A 17510-nucleotide genomic window follows, 5' to 3' on the forward strand; every position below is an offset into this window, starting at 1 on the left:
CTGCGCGGCGTCCGTTCACGTCGTTTGCAGGGATTAACGTGACGTTCGACAAATAAAACTGGAAACTCGGCGTTTTAATCCCACGCCCTTTGAAAAAGCACTCAGGAAGGACGCAACAACATGATTGGAAAACCGACGCGCCTGCTGTTGGCGAGCCTCTCGATACTCATGAGTACCGGCGCATGGGCCGACTTCACGGCGACCCCGGCCGAAGCCCGAGCCATCGCCAAGGAAGCCTATCTGTACGGCTACCCGGTCGTGGAGATGTACAAGACGCTCTACACCCAGGCCGTTGATAAAGGCGGCGCCAATTTCAAGGCCCCGTTCAATCACATCGGCAACACCGCCCAGGTCTTCACCCCGAAGGACACCGCGTTCGTGACCCCGAACTCGGACACCCCCTACTCCTTCGTCTGGATGGACTTGCGCAAAGAACCCTTGGTGCTGACCCTGCCCAAGATCGAAGACAACCGCTACTACTCCGTGCAGTTGATCGACCTCTATACGCAGAACATTGCCTACCTGGGTACCCGCAGCACCGGCAACAATGGCGGCCACTACATGATCGCCGGGCCGGACTGGAAAGGTCAGCAGCCGGTTGACATTGACCGCGTGGTCTATAGCGAAAGCAACATCGCCTATGCCCTGTACCGCACGCAGTTGTTCGATGAAAAAGACCTGGGCAAGGTCAAGCAGATCCAGAGCGGCTACAAAGTGCAGCCGCTGAGCAGCTATGTGAAGCAAGCCGCTCCGGCCAAGGCGCCGAAGATCGAATGGCCCAAGCCGATGGCGACCATGACCGAAGGCCCGCAGTTGTTCCGTTACCTGAACTTCATGCTCAGCTTCGCCGCCCCCCAGGACAGTGAAAAAGACCTGCTGGCCCGCTTTGCCAAGATCGGCATCGCACCGGGCGCACCGTTCAAGGTCAATCAACTGACCGCTGAGCAGCGCAAGGCCCTGGAAGATGGGATAGCCGACGGCAAGGCCGAGTTCGCCGCGTTCAAGAAAGACAAGATCGACACCCAGCAAGTGGCCAGCGGCGACCTGTTCGGCAGCCGTGACCGCCTGAAAAACAACTACCTGTACCGCTACGCCGGGGCCAACCTGGGCATCTTCGGCAACTCCACTGACGAAGCCACCTACTTCACCTACTTTGACGACAGCGAAGGCAAGCCTGCCAACGGCGCACGCCATAGCTACACCGTGCATTTCGCCAAGGACCAGTTGCCACCGGCCGAAGCGTTCTGGTCGCTGACCATGTACGACGCCAAAACCAAGCTGCTGGTGCCCAACCACAAGAAACGCTACCTGATCAACTCGCGGATGCTGCCCAACCTCAAGCTTGACGCCGATGGCGGCCTGACCTTGGCGTTGCAGCACCACGAGCCGCCGAAAGCCGAACAAAGCAATTGGCTGCCGGCACCACCCGGTCCGTTTTATGCCGTGCTGCGAATCTACCTGCCCAAGCCTGAGGCGGTTAACGGGCAATGGAAACTCCCACCTTTGACGCCGCTCAAGTAACCCATCCTGTGCCCGGTCCTGACGGACCGGGCCAACAACTCCTGCTCGTTCTTGCCGGTGCAGGTTTATCAGTGTTTGAACTTGGCGTAGGACTGGTGCAGGTCCGAGGCCCAACCATCAATCACACTTTTCACATCATCAGCCTTCATTACCTGCGAGTCGTTGGACAGCGGTTTGCCCGTGCCTTTGCGCACCACTTGGGCGAGCACCTTGCCATTACCGCCATCGAGGAACTGCGCTTCGGTGCCCAAGGTGGTTTCCTGATCGCGGATGCCAGTGCTGGTACTCACCGCCGCCACCACCAGGGCCACTGGAACGTACTCGTAAGGCTTGAGGCTTTCAGTCTTGCTGCTGACCGCAGTGATGGCGGCACGCACCACGATCACCCCCGGGCCCGGTGCACTGGCTAGCGGCAGGGACTTGACCAGCTCACGCTTGAGCGCTTGGTTGTAGTAGGTATTGATCCCGTCTAGGGTGCTTTGCGGGATCTTGGTCGTCGCTTGGGGCTTGGGGTAAAACTGGGTCGGCTCGACGAACACGGCCGTGTAGTCACGCAGGTTCAGGCTGGGATCGACCCAGCGCATCACTTCTGCACCCGACGGTGACTTGGCTTCTTTGAGCTGACTGTAGTCCGAAAGAAAACCGGAGTACTCGTCGGGTTGGGTGATCTTGCTGGCGCAGCCTGTCATTCCGATCGAGGCGATACACAGCGTGCTGATCATTAGCCTTAGCTTCATCATTGAACTCCCTGGCGTTCATCATCGAATCATTGAGCTGTAGGTATAGCCAACTCTGGAAAAATAACCGTTATTTCCAGCTGAGGCGTGAAACTGCACCGGTCATTTCGCGGGCAACTGCGTATGACTAATCCTCGGTCGATGGGTAAGGTGAAGCGACATTCCTTGTCAGGAGCATCGCATGCGCACCATCGGCCTTATCGGCGGCATGAGCTGGGAGTCCAGCGCCGAGTATTACCGCATCATCAACCAGCGCGTGCGCGACCAGCTGGGGCCGCTGCGCTCGGCGCAAGTCTTGATGTATAGCGTGGACTTCGGCCCGGTGGAACAGGCCCAGCATGCCGGGCGCTGGGATGACACGGCGCTGATCCTGGAAGATGCTGCGCGCCGTCTGCAGGCCGGCGGTGCCGACTGCGTGGTGCTGTGTACCAACACCATGCACTTGGTGGCGCCACGTATTGAAGCGGCGGTGTCGATTCCGTTCTTGCATATCGCCGACGCCACCGCAGCCGCCGCGCTCGAAACGGGCACCCTGACGGTAGGTTTGCTGGGCACCGCCTTCACGATGGAGCAGGACTTTCTCAAGTCACGTCTTGCCGCCCAGGGCTTGACCGTGCTCGTGCCTGATGCAGACGAACGCAAGGCCGTGCACCGGATCATCTACGAAGAGTTGTGCGTGGGGGTGATCAGCGAGGCTTCCCGCCAAATCTACCAGCGCGTGATCAACAGCCTTGCCGCGCGTGGTGCCCAGGCGATCATCCTGGGGTGTACCGAAATCTGCCTGCTGATCCAGCCGGAACACAGCGACCTGCCGCTGCTGGACACCACCGCACTGCATGCGCAGGCGGCGGTGGCGTTTGCTCTGGACTAAGCCGCCTTGCGCAGGCGCGCCATGCTGACGGTGTCGACAAATTGGCCGTCACGCAGGGCGTAATCGCGCAACACGCCTTCAACCTCAAAGCCGAACTTGCGATACAGCCGCTGTGCCGCTTCGTTGTCTGCGTACACCGTGAGTTCCACCCGGCGCAGGTTCATCCAGTTGTCAGCCACGTCCAGCGCGGCCGACAACAAGCGCGAGCCAACCCCTTTACCCTGCCACGCCGTCGCCACGCCCATGCCGAACGAACCGACATGCGCCTGGCGTACTCGCAGGTACTGTTCCAGGCCAAGCTGGCCGATCACTTCACCGCCGTGCACGGCCACTAGTTGCAGGCGCCGCTCGTTGTCCATGATCAGGCGCTTGCGCCACATATCGACAGACTGGAAAGGCATTTGCAGCACCTGACGGCACACGGCCGGTTCGTTATAGAGCGCAGCGACGCCTTCAAGATGGGCCTCGGTGAAACGCTGGATCACGATATGGGGTTCAGGTGTGTGCATTGTGTTTCATCCTTTGAAAGACAAGTGGCAGGCCAGTGTAGGGGGCAAGCCCGTTCAATGGCTAGGGTGCTGGCGCGGTCGTCCACAACGATGGCCAATCGCCGTAACCGACTCCGGTGCAGCGCGGCATCCTGTGGAACTCACTGAGCTGGAAGCGCTTGCCGTCAAACACCCAACTGGCCCCGCCGCCACAATCACCGATCCCACGCTGCTTGTAGAAATAACTCAGGGTGCCCGAAGCTTCGTCATACCCAACCGAGCCTTGCAGCGCGGCATCTTCCAGGGGCAGCGGCTGCAGGTCCATCAGCGTTTCCTCATAAGGGGCCTGACGTTGACGGCTGCTGACAGCGAACTCACAGTTGTAGGCCGCACAGTCATACCGCGTCACGGTCATTGCCTGTTGCGCCGTCAAGGCACCGACGCTTGCCTCGGGCTCACCCTCTTCAGGCTTGACGGCCTGCAATGCAGCGGCCACTAACCCGGCTTGTTCCTGTGCGGTCAGCGGTGGCGCTGCAGTAAACTTGCGCAGCACCGGCGTCGGTAAACCTGGGGGCACCTCGCTGGCCACGCCCTTGCCGGGGCGGGCAAGGGCCGTCACGTTATCCACTCGCCCCTGCACCGCATCCATCAGCAACAACGAAGCACTCAGCCCGCTGAGCGACACATGGGCGCTTTCATCACCGGGCAATTGCAAGCGTTGGCCGTTGCGCAACCGTTGCAACCAAAGGCGGGCCGGTACCGCCTCGATCACGCCATAGGACTGCACCTCGGCATCGCCGCCTTGATCATCCAGTTCTACCTGCAAGGCCCGCGTCAGTTCCAGGCCGAGAGGTTGACCATCCAACAGCATCGTAGCGGGGTCCACGGGCTCACCATGATGATCAAAACGCAAGCGCAGCGAACCTTGCGGGCCAGCCTGGTGCCAGATGTGCAAGGTCAGTGAGCTGTAGTCCTCTTCGTCAACCCCGCTGGGCGCGCTGAGGGCATGGCAATTGCGCAGGTTGTCGCAACCGATGACCCAGTTCTTGATTTCCCGGAGCAAGGGCACGTTTTCGGCAGAGGGTTGGGCGCAGGCTTGGGAGGTGACGCCGGCCAGTAACAGGGCCAGGAATGCGGGGCGCAGCATGGGGGACTCTCCGTGTCGAAAAGGCGCGGATTGTCCCATGTTCAATGCATGGCGTCAGCGTGCAGAAGCGGTTCGCCACACCCGTGCAATATCTGCCGCGCGCTCGCACAGCAAACGCGGTGCTTCGCTACACGCTTGCTCAAGGCTCATCGGCCCACTCGGCAAAGCGAACGCAGCTGCCACGCCATGGGCGTACATCTGTTCATAGCCGTCGCCCAGAGTGCCCGCGATCACGATGACCGGCACTTGGTGTTGCTGGGCAATACGCGCCACACCGAATGGGGTTTTACCGCGCAGGGTCTGGGCATCGAAGCGGCCTTCGCCGGTGATTACCAGGTCAGCGCCACGTACGGCCTCATCCAGGCCCACAAGTTCGGCCACCACTTCCACACCGGCGCGAAATTGCGCGCCCAGGAAGGCTTTGGCGGCGAATCCCAGGCCGCCCGCAGCGCCGCTGCCAGGCTCGTCGCGTACATCTTTGGGCAGCACGTTGGCGCAGTGGTCGGCAAAGTGGCCGAGGGCTGCGTCCAGTTGTTGGACTTGCTCGGCGTTCGCGCCTTTTTGCGGGCCGAATATCGCCGAAGCACCGTGGGGGCCGCACAGCGGGTTGTTGACGTCGGCGGCGATTTCAAAGCGTACCTGGGCCAGGCGTGGGTCCAGGTTTTCAAGGCTGAGATGTGCCAGGCGGGCCAAGGCCAGGCCACCGGGTGGTAGCGCTTGGTGTTCGGCGTCGAACAGTTGCACGCCGAGCGCCTGCATCGCGCCCGCGCCGCCATCGTTGGTGGCACTGCCGCCAATCGCCAGGATGATGCGCTGGGCGCCGGCATCCAAGGCCGCGCGGATGAGTTCGCCGGTGCCATAGGTGGTGGTTCTGCACGCGTCGCGCTGGCCCATCGGGACCAACTGCAATCCGCTGGCTTCAGCCATTTCTATGATCGCGGTATGGCTGTCGGCCAGCCAGCCCCAACGTGCATCAACCGCTGCGCCAAGCGGGCCGCGTACGGTTTGGTGGCGCAGTTCGCCATTGCACGCCGCCAGCACCGCATCCACCGTCCCTTCACCACCATCCGCCATCGGGCACTGGATCAATTGCGCATCCGGCCAGACCAGGGCCAAGCCTTCGGCAATGGCTTGGGCGACGCCGTCAGCACTCAGGCTGTCCTTGAACGAGTCGGGGGCGATGATGATTTTCATGGGCTTTCTCCGGTTTTTATAACGCCCATGCTGCCAGTTGTCCGGGGTAATGACGCCGGTCCGATGCACAAGAGTGGCTGAGGTTTGTTGTTCATTCCGACAAAGCGTGCGGAAATAGCTGTACGCCCAGGTAAAGAGCGAGCATGCCATCCAGGGTCAGTGGGTCGACCCCACTGAGTTCAGCGATACGTTCCATGCGATAACGCAGGCTGTTGCGATGGATGCCCAGGGCATCGGCACACGCCTGGCTTTGCCCGTCGTGCTCGCACCAACTGCGCAACGTGGCGAGCAGTTGGCCGTTGGTGTCCTTGGCCAATACTTTGCGCAGCGGGTTGAGCAACTCGTCCAGAGCGTCGTCATTACGATGCCGCCAGAGCATCACCGGCAGGCGGTAACGGTTGAGCGTCAACAGCCGTGACTGAGGGAGAACATCCCGACCGTAGGCCAGCAAATCGCCAACGCGTCGATAGCAACGGCGCAGTCCGGCCAAACCATCGGCCTGCCCGCCCACGGCCACGCGAAGGATGTTCCAACCTAAGCCATCGAGCTTTTCGAGCAGGCGTGGATTGTCCACCGCCACCGTTGCCGGCCGACACCACAGCAGAGAAAACTGCGCCGAACTGACACACCAACTGTCCGGATAACGGCTGCTCAGCCAGGCACTCAACGTTTCTGCCGATTGCCCCTCGCCCAGTTCGAATAGATAGGGGGTACGCGCCATCTGCGGCTTGAGCCCCAACTGCTGGGCTTCGTCCACCAGTCGCGGGGAGTCTCCACTGTCGGCCAGCAGCAACGCCAGCAGATCATCGCAGCGCTGACGGCGCCATTGCTGTTCGGCTTGCTGATGGCGATGGCTCACCAGCATTTCTGCGGTCATGCGCACCAGCTCGGCGTAAGTGCGCAGCCCTTCGGGTTCGCCGGTAATCCCCAGTACACCGATCAGACGCTGGTCATGCAGCAGCGGCAGGTTGATGCCCGGCTGCACGCCCTTGAGGTGTTTGGCGGTCTGGCCGTCAATTTCCACCACACGCCCATTGGCCAACACCAGCTGTGCGCCTTCGTGACGGGTATTGATGCGCTCCGGCTCGCCGCTGCCAAGGATCAGGCCCTGGCTGTCCATGACGTTGACGTTATAGGGCAGGATCGCCATGGTGCGATCGACGATGTCCTGCGCCAAGTCATGATCCAACTCGAACATGCGGTTATTTTCCTGGAAAGCGGGTTGTTCACCGGCACAGCGTAAAGGGTGCTTCACTGTGCGCGAGCACAAAGACAGTACCCCGTCACGTCACCGAGACTGTTTGGGCGATCAACGTTACCCTCGCATCGCGAAAAATCATAATAAAGAGAGACTGCCATGTCACAGAGCGCCGCTGCCACACTGGCCACCGATGACGATAAAAACGCCATCTACAAGCGCGTTACCCTGCGCCTGATCCCCTTCATTTTTATCTGCTACCTGTTCAATTACCTCGACCGGGTAAACGTTGGCTTTGCCAAGTTGCAGATGCTCGATGCATTGAAGTTCAGTGAAACCGTATACGGCCTCGGTGCCGGGATCTTCTTTATCGGCTACGTGCTGTGTGGCGTGCCAAGCAACCTGGCGCTGACCAAATTCGGCCCACGGCGCTGGATTGCGCTGATGATGATCGTGTGGGGCACGCTGTCCACTTGCCTGCTGTTTGTCACCACCCCGACGCACTTCTACACCCTGCGCCTGTTTACCGGTGCCGCTGAAGCCGGTTTCTTCCCGGGTGTGGTGTTGTACCTTTCGCAGTGGTTTCCGACCTTCCGCCGCGGGCGCATCATGGCCCTGTTCATGTCGGCGATCCCGGTGTCCGGCTTGCTCGGCAGCCCGTTCTCCGGGTGGATTCTCAATCACTTCGCCGCCGGTCAAGGTGGCCTGGCCGGCTGGCAGTGGATGTTCCTGTTGCAGGGCATCCCCACCGTGATCCTGGGCGCCCTCGCCTACTTCCTGCTGGCTGACAACTTCGCCAACGCCAAGTGGCTCAAGCCCCACGAACGCGCATTGCTGGAGGCCGATCAGGCAACCGACTTGGCGAACAAGCCGAAAACCACCAGCGACTCCTTGGCCGAGGTGTTCAAGAACCCGGCAATCTGGGCGTTCGGCCTGATCTACTTCTGCATCCAGAGCGGCGTGTACGCGATCAACTTCTGGCTGCCGTCGATCATCAAGAACCTGGGTTTCAGCGATAACCTGGTGATCGGCTGGCTCAGTGCGATCCCGTATCTGCTGGCGGCGGTGTTCATGTTGCTGGTGGGCCGCTCCGCCGACTTGCGCAAGGAGCGTCGCTGGCACTTAGTGGTACCGATGCTGATGGGCGCGATCGGTTTGGTGATTGCGGTGAACTTTGCCACCACGCCCGCCATTGCGATTCTTGGGCTGACCATCGCCACCATGGGCGCCCTCACCGGCCTGCCGATGTTCTGGCCGGTGCCGACCGCCATGCTCAGTGCCGGCGCGGCGGCAGGCGGCTTGGCGTTGATCAACTCCATGGGCCAGATGGCCGGTTTCCTGAGCCCGTATATCGTCGGTTTTGTGAAGGATGCCACCGGGTCCACGGATGCGGCGTTGTACCTGCTGGCGGCGGTGATTGTGGCTGGCAGTGTGTTGGCGTTGCGCATGACCCGTACCCTGAGAACCTGATGCGGTCCATGTGTGGGAGCTGGCTTGCCCGCGATGTAGGCACCTCGGTGTGTTAGTCACATCGCGGTGATGCCATCGCAGGCAAGCCAGCTCCCACACAAGCCCACACATTTTTGTTTAGTGTTTAGAGCAGGCCGCCGCCGTCGATGTCGATCACGGCGCCAGTCATGAAGCCATTCTCCATCGCCAGCATGTAGCCTGCCGCGACCTCCTCTGCCTGTCCTACTCGGCCCACCGGTAACGCGGCTCCCGCTTTGGCAAACATTGCCAACCGCTGCTCTTCTGCCAACCCTGCATACGCCGGTGTATCAATCACCCCTGGGCTGATCACGTTGACCCGCCGTGGCGCCAGTTCCTTGGCCAGCTGTTTACCCAGCGCTTCGGTTGCGGCGTTGATGCCGGTCTTGATGAATTGGCCGGGCGCCAATTTGCGACCCAGTTGACCCGACGTCAGGCTGATGCTGCCGTGCTCATGCAAATACGGCAGCGCCTGCTGGATGGCGCGCAAGGCGCCCCAGAGTTTCACGTTGAAATTGTCTTGGGCCTCGATCAGATCGGTATCGACCAGTGGCTTGGCGTGCACCGACGGGCCGGACGTATACACCAAGTGATCAAAGCGCCCTACCGTCTCGAACAGACGCTGCAAGGATGCGACGTCGGTGACGTCGACCGGTTCGCTACGCAGGCCATTGTCGACACCGGAAGTCAGTCGGCGACCCGCCAGCACTACGTGCGCACCCTGGGCGGTGGCGGCCTTGGCCACTGCGGCACCAATACCGCTGCTGCCGCCGATCACGATGACCGTTTTGCCGTTGAGAGAAGAAGCCATGGGGAAGATTCCTGGATGAGAAAGTGAGCGTTCATCTTCCACGCTTGGCAATCGGCGAAAAATCCCGGTAAAACGACAAGATCTTTAAAAGGTTTTTACAAATGAGCTCGACACTTGACCTGGAGGTCTTTGTACGCACCGCCGATACCGGCAGCTTATCGGCTGCCGCACGTGGGCTGGGCTTGACGCCAGCCGCAGCGAGTATCGCCCTCAAGCGCCTGGAAACCCGCCTCGGCGTACGCTTGCTCGCACGCTCCACCCGCAGCATGCGCTTGACCGAGGAAGGTCGTCGGTATCTGGACAGCGTGCGGGTCGCGCTGGAAGCCCTGTCGGAAGGCGAGCATGCCATCAAGCAGCAGGGCCAAAGCCTCAGCGGCTTGCTGCAGTTGGCGGCGCCCTCGGATTTTGGGCGTAATGTGCTGCTGGGTTGGCTGGATGAGTTCAAGCTCGAGCACCCGAACATCCGCCTGCAACTGTTGCTCAACGACAGCAATGCCGACCTGTTCCGTGACACCGTCGACATCGCCCTGCGCTTCGGTGTGCCCAGGGACTCCAGTCTGGTGGCGCTGCCGGTGGTCCCCGGCCATCGGCGCATCCCCTGCGCCAGCCCCGATTACCTGGCGCGTTACGGCATACCGCAGACACCTGCGGAGTTGGCCCAGCACAGTACGTTGCGCTATATGCGTCGTGGGCAGGCCAACAACACCTGGTACTTCCGTCAGGGCACGCTGCTTCAGGAAGTCGAGGTCACGGGCGACTATCTCAGCGATGACGGTGAAATCGTCCGACGCTGGGCATTGGCCGGCCACGGCATCGCCTATAAGGCCAATCTGGATATTGCACGGGATATCAAGGCCGGGCGACTGGTAGCGCTGCTGCCTGAATGGCAAGGCGAACCGACCCCCTTCAACCTGATGTGCCCCCATCGGCTGCAAGTGTCGGAGCGGGTGAAAGTGCTGCATGGTTTTTTGCAGCAACGCTGCCAGGCGTTGCTGAGTGCATGAAGAAAGCTGTGCAGGGCTTGTTCCAGAGCGGTCCAGTCTGGTATTGCAGGGGTTGTGTTTCAACGCCACGAGGAGCCTTCCATGATTTACCGCACATTGGGCCAGTCCGGCTTGAAGGTCAGCGCGCTGACGCTCGGCACCATGATGTTTGGCGAGCAGACCAGCACCGAAGATTCACTGCGCATCATCGACAAAGCCTGGGACCAGGGCATCAATTTTATCGACACTGCAGACGTCTACACCGGCGGACGCTCCGAAGAAATCGTGGGTGAAGCCATTGTGCGTCACCGCCAGGATTGGGTGGTGGCCTCGAAAGTCGGCATTGGCCCGGCCGATGGCTTGCCCAACCGCAATGGCTTGAGCCGCAAGCGTATTTTCAATGCGTTGGAAGCCAGCCTGGTGCGCCTCGACACCGATTACCTGGATATCTATTACCTGCACCGTGAAGACCACGACACACCGCTGGAAGTGACGGTCTCGGCCATCGGCGACCTGATCCGCCAGGGCAAGATTCGCTACTGGGGCCTGTCCAACTATCGCGGTTGGCGCATCGCCGAGGTGATGCGCGTGGCCGAGCGTCTGGGCGTGGACCAGCCGATCATTAGCCAGCCGCTGTACAACATCGTCAACCGCCAGGCCGAGGTCGAGCAACTCACGGCGGCAGCCGCCTACGGCTTGGGTGTGGTGCCTTACAGCCCGCTGGCCCGTGGCGTGCTCAGCGGCAAATACGCCCCCGATGTGACACCCGAGGCCGGCAGCCGTGCGGCGCGCCAGGACAAGCGCATCCTGGAAACCGAATGGCGCGTGGAGTCATTACGTATTGCCCAGCAGATTCAGCAATACACCCAAGGGCGCGGCGTGGGGATCGTTGAGTTTGCGATTGCCTGGGTGCTGAACAACTCTGCGGTGAGTTCGGCGATTGTCGGGCCACGTACCGAGGCGCAGTGGGATGCGTACACCGGGGCGCTGGATGTGAAGATCACGGCGGAGGATGAGACGTTCATTGACTCGCTGGTGACGCCGGGGCATTCATCCACGCCTGGGTTCAACGATGTCAGCCACTTTGTGTCGGGTCGAATCGCACGTAGTTGAGCCCCTGTTGCAGCCCATTTCAGGGAGGGTCGTGGGAAAATTTTCCGCGACCGCCCCAAAACAGCGCACCTGTCTCTCGCCAAAAGCACCATAATCTCCCACCTCTTTGTATCAATCTGTTTTCGCGAGGACTGCGTGTCTAAAGGTGTTGTGTTATCGGTCTTGGCCTCGGTGCTGTTTGCCGTGATGTATTACTTCACATCACTGCTGACGCCCTTGAGTGGCCTGGAGATTTTCGGCTGGCGGATGCTGCTGACCGTGCCGTGCATGACGGTATTCATGATCGTCAGCGGCGAGTGGCGCCGTGTGTGGGAACTGTTACGGATGCTGGCGGGAAAGCCGCGCCTGGTGGGCGGAGTGCTGTTGTCGTCAGCCTTGCTGGGTGTGCAGTTGTGGTTGTTCATGTGGGCGCCACTGAATGGGCGCAGTCTGGATGTGTCGGTGGGGTATTTCCTGCTACCACTGACGATGGTGCTGACCGGGCGCCTGGTGTACGGAGAACGTTTGTCTCGCTTACAACAGATCGCAGTGGCGTTCGCCGCGCTGGGCGTCCTCAATGAGTTGTATCAGGCTGGCGGATTCTCGTGGGCAACACTGGTCGTGATTATCGGATACCCCGTGTATTTCGTGGTACGCAAATACCTGACGACGGATCATCTGGGCGGTCTGTGGCTGGACATGGCACTCATGCTGCCGGTGGCCTGGTGGTTCGTGCAGCACGGTGAACAGGGCTTTGCCGTCCTTGATGAGCACCCCAAGCTGTACGCGCTGATTCCAATGCTGGGCTTGATCAGCGCCTCGGCGTTGGTGAGCTACATCATCGCCAGCCGTTTGCTGGCGTTCAGCCTGTTCGGCCTGCTCAGTTACGTGGAGCCGGTGCTGTTGCTGGCCGTGGCACTCTTGTTGGGCGAAGGCATCAAGGGCGGCCAGTGGCTGACTTACATCCCGATCTGGCTGGCGGTGATGGTGTTGGTGTTCGAAGGGTTCAAGCACTTGGTGCGTCAGCGCAAAGCCTGATTCGCAGGCAATAAAAAGCCCGGCCGAGGGAAACTCCCAGCCGAGCTTTTTTATGCTTAGTCGGTGGTCAACACACCGCGACGCACTTGGTCACGCTCGATGGACTCGAACAGTGCCTTGAAGTTGCCTTCACCAAATCCATCATCGCCCTTGCGCTGGATGAACTCGAAGAACACTGGGCCCATCAAGGTTTCCGAGAAGATCTGCAGCAGCAGGCGCTTGTCGCCTTCGATGGACGAGCCGTCCAGCAGAATGCCACGTGCCTGCAGTTGATCCACCGGTTCGCCGTGGTTCGGCAAGCGGCCTTCGAGCATTTCGTAGTAGGTGTCCGGCGGAGCGGTCATGAAGCGCATGCCGATTTTCTTCAGCGCGTCCCAGGTCTTGACCAAGTCTTCGGTGAGGAATGCCACGTGCTGGATGCCTTCGCCGTTGAACTGCATCAGGAACTCTTCGATCTGGCCGGCGCCCTTGGACGACTCTTCGTTCAGCGGGATGCGGATCATGCCGTCCGGGGCGCTCATGGCCTTGGAGGTGAGGCCGGTGTACTCGCCCTTGATATCGAAATAGCGGGCTTCACGGAAGTTGAACAGCTTCTCGTAGAAGTTGGCCCAGTAGACCATGCGCCCGCGATAAACGTTGTGGGTCAGGTGGTCGATGACTTTCAGGCCCGCGCCCACCGGGTTGCGCTCGACGCCCTCCAGGTACACGAAGTCGATGTCATAGATCGAGCTGCCTTCGCCGAAGCGGTCGATCAGGTACAGCGGCGCCCCGCCGATCCCCTTGATGGCCGGCAGGTTCAGTTCCATCGGGCCGGTTTCGATATGGATCGGCTGGGCACCCAGTTCCAAGGCACGGTTATAGGCTTTTTGCGAGTCCTTGACGCGGAACGCCATGCCACAGACCGACGGGCCGTGTTCAGCCGCGAAGTAGGACGCAAGGCTTTCGGGCTCGTTGTTGAGGATCAGGTTGATCTCGCCCTGACGGTACAAGTGTACGTTCTTGGAGCGGTGGGTCGCGACTTTGCTGAAGCCCATGATCTCGAAGATCGGTTCCAGGGTGCCGGGTGTGGGCGACGCGAACTCGATAAATTCAAAGCCCATCAGGCCCATTGGGTTTTCGTATAGATCTGCCATGATTTGGCGCCTCATCATTCTTGTGGTTGAGCGGATTTCAATTGCCAGCAAGGATGAGGTGCAACGGCGGCGCGCAGGAGAGGCCTCGCACGCTGCGGGCGAGGAAGTCACCGAAAATGAGGGGGGAGCCGAGTAGCTTCATGGTTACATCAGTCTCTGACGGCCGAGGCTTGCGTGAGCGCAAGTCCATATTCTTGTATGCGTAAATCGATTCTACACAGCGTAACCTGATTTGTCCTATTCCTTATCAAATCCCTATGCCCGGGTGGTTGCAAGGGGTTTGTTGCACAGGTAGATACCCAGCAGAATCAACACAGCGCCTGCGTACATCGCTGGTGTCAGTCGTTCGTCAAGCAGCAGCGCGCCGCTGATCACAGCGGTCAGCGGGTTGAGCGCGATAAAGGCCCCGGAGCGCGCTGCGCCAATACGGCGAATGCCGTCGTAGTAGCCGATGTACGCCAAGGCCGAGCCCAAAACACCCAGGTAAATCAGGCTCAGCCATTGCACCGGCTGGATCGCTACCAGCCCCTGCACGGTGAACGCACCTGTCAGCAAACTGGCCACCGTCAGCATCAGGGTGCCCAACAAGATCGACCAGGTAACGGTCTGCAATGGCCCCAGGTTCTTATTGAGGCTACGCGAAAACAATGAATAGACGCCCCACCCCACCACGCAACCAAAGATCAGCACGTCTCCTTGCCACGCATGCGCCCCGCCCTGCAGCAACATCGGGTTGCGACTGACGATCACCAGCCCGGCACCGCCCAGGCACAGCAGGATACCCGGCGCATTCACGCGCTCTTTGAACAACAGCCACGCCACCAGGCCGATCACCGCCGGGTTCAACGCGACGATCAGTGAGGCGCGTGAAGCGTTGATGTAATGCAAACCGTAGAAGAAACAGAGGTTGTAGAAAAAGATCCCGAAAAACCCCAGTGCCGCCAAGTGCAGCAACTGCCTGGGACTGGGGCGCGCCAAGGGAATGCGTGCCACGGCCAAAAACCCCAGCAGCGCCAGGCTTGCGAGCAGAAAGCGCACGCTAGCGGCCAATAACGGATCGACATCGGCGGCCAGGTATCGTCCGGCAACAAAGGTGCCGCCCCAGATGACAGTGACAGCGGAGAGTTTCAGGTAAGTCAGGCGATCTTTCATACGCGTGCACGCTCATCAAATGCTCAGATAGGCGTATTCTTTGGGTAATGATCTGTCATCGTAAAATGAGTAAATACTCATGACACTTACCCAGCTTGAGATTTTTTCCTTGGTCGCTGAACTCCAGGGTTTTACCAGTGCGGCCCACCGTCTCGGTATCAGCCAGTCGGCGGTGTCACATGCTATCCGCTCCCTGGAGCAGGAGCTGGGGGTCGAGCTGTTGCACCGTCATCAGGCCCAGGTGGAGCTGAGTGATATTGGCCAACAACTGCTGGGACGGGCTCGCGCCATGCTCGGGCTGGCCAACACCCTGCACCAGGAGGCTGCCGACGCCCGTGGGATGCGTACTGGCACCCTGCGTATCGGCTCGTTCGGGCCAACCTCCTCGATGCGGTTGTTGCCGAAAATCCTGAAAGGCTACCGCGCGGCCCACCCGGGCATTGAAGTGCATATCCACGAAGGCCCTGACCGGCAAGTGATCCAGTGGCTGGACGACCGGCGTATCGACGTCGGGTTCGTGGTACTGCCATTGGAGCGCTTTGACACCTTCGCGCTAATGGAAGATCAGATGGTGGCGTTACTGCCTGCCGGACATCCGCTCGCAGAATATGAAGCCGTCAGCCTGGAGCAATTGTGCAGTGACCCCTTTGTCCTGACCGAGGCTGGCTCGTCAGAGCTGGTGTCGCGCCTGTTCAGCAGCGCAAGGCTGAGCCCGAACGTGCGCTTTCGTTGCTCGCAGTTGATCAGCACCTTGGATACCGTGGGCCGTGGCGACGGCGTGACAGTGGTCGCAGAGACTTCCCTCCCCTTGGCAACCGACGACCGTTATGTGAAGCGCCCGCTCGCACCGCGCATCCCCAGGTCGATCGGCCTGGCCGTATTGGACCAACGCCAGTCATCGCCGGCGACACTGGCGTTTATCGAATGGGCCACGAACACGGTATAGCGCTACGGGTTTTATTCAGATCCGACAAGCAGCCCCCTGAGTTGCCATCTATCATCGGCAGTGAATGCCTCATTTACTCTGTTACCGGCCATCTCCCTATGCCCCTGACCGCTAAAGGTCCACGAAGCCGAACCACTCGATACTTAATCAGCGGCCTCAGCGCACTGCTGCCCATTTTGCTGGGGGTGGTGATCCTTCATTGGCAAGCCGAACGCACTCTGCAAAAAAGTACTGAGCAGACGGCCCAGGAAGCCGTGCGCCAATTCGACCTGATGCTCGACAATACCGACCTTGCCGCCAGGGCCCTGCTACCACTGGCCGGCCAGCCTTGTGATAACGGCGCTCAACTGGCTTTGCGCGAACAAGTCACACGCCGTCCCTTTGTTCGGGCGACCACCTTGTCTTTCCAGCGCAATATCTATTGCAGCTCGCTGTTTGGTGGCAATTACCAGTCACCGGTCAACCCTGATGATTACGTCGGAGGCCGGCTTTGGCTGATGAATGGCAACCCGGTAACACCTGACACGGCCTTGTTGGTCTACCGCCTGACAGACGGCGATAAAGGTGCCTTTGCATCCATCGACGGCTACCACCTGACCAATGCCTTGCGCCTGATCAGCCGCTATGCCGGGCTGGTTCTGCAGGTTGGCCCCAACTGGCTGGCCGACGATGGCAGCGTTCACAACACTGCGCCCCCTACGTTTGCCGTAGCCCATCAGCATCTCGCTTCCCAGCGGTACCTCTATAGCGTGGAAGCCGGCATGCCGGACGGTGAGATCCTGCGCTACATGCGCGAGCGTTACCCGGCCGTGTTCAGCCTGGTGGTGTTTTTTGGCGCGCTGGCCGGCCTCCTTGCGCACTGGCTGCAAAAGCGCTCATCGGCCCCGACCCATGAACTGCAACGGGCGTTGGGCGCAAACGAGTTCATTCCGTATTTCCAGCCCGTCGTGCGCGGAGACAGCCTTGAGTGGGCCGGTTGTGAAGTGCTGATGCGCTGGCAGCACCCGAAAGAGGGACTGGTGCGGCCCGACTTGTTTATTCCTTTGGCCGAGCATTCCGGCCTGATTGTGCCGATGACCCGCGCTTTGATGCGCCAGACCGCTGCACAGCTCGCGCCCCATGCCGCCCGTTTCTCGCCAGGTTTTCACATCGGGGTGAATATCACGGCCAGCCATTGTGAGGACTTGGCACTGGTGGAAGACTGCCGTACGTTCCTCGCCGCGTTCCCTCCGGGTCAGGTAACACTCGTACTGGAGTTGACCGAACGTGAACTGATCCAACCCACCGACACCACGCGCCAGTTGTTCGATGCGCTGCATGAGCTGGGGGTGATGATTGCCATTGACGACTTCGGCACCGGTCATTCCAGTTTGGGTTATCTGCGCAACTTCAATGTCGACTACCTGAAGATTGACCAAAGCTTTGTCGCGATGATTGGTAAGGATGCACTCTCACGGCATATTCTCGACAGCATCATCGAGCTGTCCGCCAAGCTGGACTTAGGCATCGTTGCCGAAGGTGTAGAGACCCCCGAACAATGTGAGTACCTGGCCGCGCAAGGCGTGGACTTCTTGCAAGGTTACCTGTTCGGAAAACCTTTGCCCGGTGAAGAGTTCATTAAATCCATGCGCGGCCATTGATTAGCCATCTGGCTTCGAATGAAAGAATGTTACTTAGACAAAAGACATGATTTACTCGAGATGGATTAACT

16 protein-coding genes are annotated in these 17510 nt (G+C 60.1%); 8 read left to right on the forward strand and 8 right to left on the reverse strand.

All coding sequences use genetic code 11. From position 1 onward, the window contains the following. Window positions 1-120: 120 nt before the first annotated feature. Complete coding sequence (locus tag AC07V4_RS24485; RefSeq protein ID WP_431751658.1) at window positions 121-1521, forward strand: DUF1254 domain-containing protein; 1401 nt, start codon at window positions 121-123, stop codon at window positions 1519-1521. 68 nt (window positions 1522-1589) lie between these two features. Here the strand turns inward: AC07V4_RS24485 and AC07V4_RS24490 are convergent, their stop codons facing one another. Next, window positions 1590-2258, reverse strand: coding sequence for a DUF3313 domain-containing protein (locus tag AC07V4_RS24490; RefSeq protein ID WP_492638466.1), 669 nt, complete (start codon window positions 2256-2258; stop codon window positions 1590-1592). 181 nt (window positions 2259-2439) lie between these two features. Between AC07V4_RS24490 and AC07V4_RS24495 the strand changes: the two genes are divergently transcribed. Next, the gene (locus AC07V4_RS24495) at window positions 2440-3129 is read left to right on the forward strand and encodes an aspartate/glutamate racemase family protein (RefSeq protein WP_492638465.1); all 690 of its coding nucleotides are present in this window, start codon (window positions 2440-2442) and stop codon (window positions 3127-3129) included. Here AC07V4_RS24495 and AC07V4_RS24500 read toward each other — a convergent pair. The 4 genes from AC07V4_RS24500 to AC07V4_RS24515 form a co-directional block, all read right to left on the reverse strand. Next, window positions 3126-3638 carry a GNAT family N-acetyltransferase gene (locus AC07V4_RS24500; RefSeq protein ID WP_492638464.1) on the reverse strand — a complete coding sequence of 171 codons (513 nt, stop codon included), beginning with the start codon at window positions 3636-3638 and terminating at the stop codon, window positions 3126-3128. The genes AC07V4_RS24495 and AC07V4_RS24500 overlap by 4 nt on opposite strands. 61 nt (window positions 3639-3699) lie before the next feature. Continuing rightward, a complete protein-coding gene (locus AC07V4_RS24505) occupies window positions 3700-4764 on the reverse strand; it encodes a DUF1176 domain-containing protein (protein WP_492638463.1) in 1065 nt (354 codons plus the stop codon). A gap of 54 nt (window positions 4765-4818) precedes the next feature. Further along, a complete protein-coding gene (locus AC07V4_RS24510; protein WP_492638462.1) occupies window positions 4819-5958 on the reverse strand; it encodes a glycerate kinase in 1140 nt (379 codons plus the stop codon). 91 nt (window positions 5959-6049) lie between these two features. Then, complete coding sequence (locus tag AC07V4_RS24515; protein ID WP_492638461.1) at window positions 6050-7156, reverse strand: sugar diacid recognition domain-containing protein; 1107 nt, start codon at window positions 7154-7156, stop codon at window positions 6050-6052. Window positions 7157-7315: 159 nt separating this feature from the next. Here AC07V4_RS24515 and AC07V4_RS24520 point away from each other — a divergent pair, with 159 nt between their 5' ends. Further along, window positions 7316-8626, forward strand: coding sequence for an MFS transporter (locus tag AC07V4_RS24520; RefSeq protein WP_492638460.1), 1311 nt, complete (start codon window positions 7316-7318; stop codon window positions 8624-8626). Window positions 8627-8750: 124 nt separating this feature from the next. On the opposite strand, the gene AC07V4_RS24525 is transcribed toward AC07V4_RS24520, so the two are convergent. After that, complete coding sequence (locus AC07V4_RS24525) at window positions 8751-9455, reverse strand: SDR family oxidoreductase (RefSeq protein WP_492638459.1); 705 nt, start codon at window positions 9453-9455, stop codon at window positions 8751-8753. A gap of 101 nt (window positions 9456-9556) precedes the next feature. Here AC07V4_RS24525 and AC07V4_RS24530 point away from each other — a divergent pair, with 101 nt between their 5' ends. The 3 genes from AC07V4_RS24530 (at window position 9557) to rarD (ending at window position 12568) form a co-directional block, all read left to right on the forward strand. Then, on the forward strand, window positions 9557-10459 hold the full coding sequence (locus AC07V4_RS24530; protein WP_492638458.1) for a LysR family transcriptional regulator: 903 nt from the start codon (window positions 9557-9559) through the stop codon (window positions 10457-10459). An 81-nt stretch (window positions 10460-10540) separates the two neighbouring features. Continuing rightward, window positions 10541-11551, forward strand: coding sequence for an aldo/keto reductase (locus AC07V4_RS24535; protein ID WP_492638457.1), 1011 nt, complete (start codon window positions 10541-10543; stop codon window positions 11549-11551). A 135-nt stretch (window positions 11552-11686) separates the two neighbouring features. Further along, a complete protein-coding gene (gene rarD, locus AC07V4_RS24540) occupies window positions 11687-12568 on the forward strand; it encodes an EamA family transporter RarD (protein WP_492638456.1) in 882 nt (293 codons plus the stop codon). Window positions 12569-12624: 56 nt separating this feature from the next. Here rarD and hppD read toward each other — a convergent pair whose 3' ends face one another. Next, window positions 12625-13701: a 4-hydroxyphenylpyruvate dioxygenase gene (gene hppD, locus AC07V4_RS24545; protein WP_492638455.1), complete on the reverse strand. Its 1077-nt coding sequence runs from the start codon at window positions 13699-13701 to the stop codon at window positions 12625-12627. A 255-nt stretch (window positions 13702-13956) separates the two neighbouring features. Further along, window positions 13957-14853, reverse strand: coding sequence for a DMT family transporter (locus tag AC07V4_RS24550; protein WP_492638454.1), 897 nt, complete (start codon window positions 14851-14853; stop codon window positions 13957-13959). A 79-nt stretch (window positions 14854-14932) separates the two neighbouring features. Between AC07V4_RS24550 and AC07V4_RS24555 the strand changes: the two genes are divergently transcribed. Then, on the forward strand, window positions 14933-15799 hold the full coding sequence (locus tag AC07V4_RS24555) for a LysR family transcriptional regulator (RefSeq protein ID WP_492638453.1): 867 nt from the start codon (window positions 14933-14935) through the stop codon (window positions 15797-15799). A 98-nt stretch (window positions 15800-15897) separates the two neighbouring features. Further along, window positions 15898-17439, forward strand: coding sequence for an EAL domain-containing protein (locus AC07V4_RS24560; RefSeq protein WP_492638452.1), 1542 nt, complete (start codon window positions 15898-15900; stop codon window positions 17437-17439). The last annotated feature ends 71 nt before the right edge of the window (window positions 17440-17510 follow it).

Source organism: Pseudomonas sp. GW821-FHT03A09, from assembly GCF_059421065.1.

Excerpts from the sequence above, each read along its gene's own strand:
- AC07V4_RS24535 (WP_492638457.1), top strand. The coding sequence starts at position 10,541 with ATGATTTACCGCACATTGGGCCAGTCCGGCTTGAAGGTCAGCGCGCTG.
- AC07V4_RS24555 (WP_492638453.1), top strand. The coding sequence starts at position 14,933 with ATGACACTTACCCAGCTTGAGATTTTTTCCTTGGTCGCTGAACTCCAG.
- AC07V4_RS24500 (WP_492638464.1), bottom strand. The coding sequence starts at position 3,638 with ATGCACACACCTGAACCCCATATCGTGATCCAGCGTTTCACCGAGGCC.
- AC07V4_RS24520 (WP_492638460.1), top strand. The coding sequence starts at position 7,316 with ATGTCACAGAGCGCCGCTGCCACACTGGCCACCGATGACGATAAAAAC.
- hppD (WP_492638455.1), bottom strand. The coding sequence starts at position 13,701 with ATGGCAGATCTATACGAAAACCCAATGGGCCTGATGGGCTTTGAATTT.
- AC07V4_RS24505 (WP_492638463.1), bottom strand. The coding sequence starts at position 4,764 with ATGCTGCGCCCCGCATTCCTGGCCCTGTTACTGGCCGGCGTCACCTCC.
- AC07V4_RS24495 (WP_492638465.1), top strand. The coding sequence starts at position 2,440 with ATGCGCACCATCGGCCTTATCGGCGGCATGAGCTGGGAGTCCAGCGCC.
- AC07V4_RS24530 (WP_492638458.1), top strand. The coding sequence starts at position 9,557 with ATGAGCTCGACACTTGACCTGGAGGTCTTTGTACGCACCGCCGATACC.
- AC07V4_RS24485 (WP_431751658.1), top strand. The coding sequence starts at position 121 with ATGATTGGAAAACCGACGCGCCTGCTGTTGGCGAGCCTCTCGATACTC.
- AC07V4_RS24510 (WP_492638462.1), bottom strand. The coding sequence starts at position 5,958 with ATGAAAATCATCATCGCCCCCGACTCGTTCAAGGACAGCCTGAGTGCT.
- AC07V4_RS24525 (WP_492638459.1), bottom strand. The coding sequence starts at position 9,455 with ATGGCTTCTTCTCTCAACGGCAAAACGGTCATCGTGATCGGCGGCAGC.
- AC07V4_RS24515 (WP_492638461.1), bottom strand. The coding sequence starts at position 7,156 with ATGTTCGAGTTGGATCATGACTTGGCGCAGGACATCGTCGATCGCACC.
- AC07V4_RS24550 (WP_492638454.1), bottom strand. The coding sequence starts at position 14,853 with ATGAAAGATCGCCTGACTTACCTGAAACTCTCCGCTGTCACTGTCATC.
- AC07V4_RS24560 (WP_492638452.1), top strand. The coding sequence starts at position 15,898 with ATGCCCCTGACCGCTAAAGGTCCACGAAGCCGAACCACTCGATACTTA.
- AC07V4_RS24490 (WP_492638466.1), bottom strand. The coding sequence starts at position 2,258 with ATGAAGCTAAGGCTAATGATCAGCACGCTGTGTATCGCCTCGATCGGA.